Source organism: Psychrobacter sp. 1Y4 (genome assembly GCF_051847555.1).
This window is the reverse complement of the sequence record NZ_JBPYDE010000697.1, coordinates 1-646: the sequence shown is the minus strand read 5'-3', so window position 1 is coordinate 646 and position 646 is coordinate 1. Positions and strand designations below refer to the sequence as shown.

The 646-nt window shown below is 37.3% G+C and carries 1 protein-coding gene; it reads left to right on the top strand.

Annotated features, from left to right (window positions below):
- Positions 1-393, top strand: a 393-nt coding sequence (locus ACS8FC_RS18395) for an FtsW/RodA/SpoVE family cell cycle protein (protein WP_439297849.1), incomplete at its 5' end; no start/stop codon positions are given.
- Between the last annotated feature and the right edge of the window lie 253 nt (positions 394-646).

The following is a 646-nucleotide window of genomic DNA, read 5'->3' as shown; positions in this document are numbered from 1 at the left end:
GGTTCAGGTGGTCTCACTGGCAAAGGGTATTTAGAGGGCACACAGTCGCATCTGCATTTTTTACCAGAAGGTCATACTGACTTTATTATTGCAGCCTTCTCTGAAGAATTTGGTTTACTAGGCGTCATGCTACTGATGTTTATTTACTTTTGCCTTTTGTCGCGTGCCCTATATATCGCTTTCACCCATCCTGACGTTTATAGCAGGCTATTAGCTGGCGCTATTGCCATGTCTTTCTTCGTTTATATATTCGTCAATGTCGGTATGGTTGGCGGTATTTTACCTGTTGTTGGCGTACCCCTACCTTTCATCAGCTATGGTGGTACCGCTATCGTGACTTTGATGGCAGGTTTTGGCTTATTGATGTCAATTCACACTCACAAGTCTGGTTAAAAACACTTAAAATCAATACCTTATGTATAAAATATTAGTAAATTATCATTGAAATATGACAAACACACATCATTTATATCACTCAAAAACACTGAGCATAAAATAAAGCACTCTCGCATAACTAATGACAACAAAGTTCAGATTAAATCAAAGTATCAGCGATTTTTCTACTATTAATATTTTGTTACTTTTAATAGATACTACATAATCCCCAGTCATGACTAGCCTATCAAAAGGCTGTCATGAGACATAA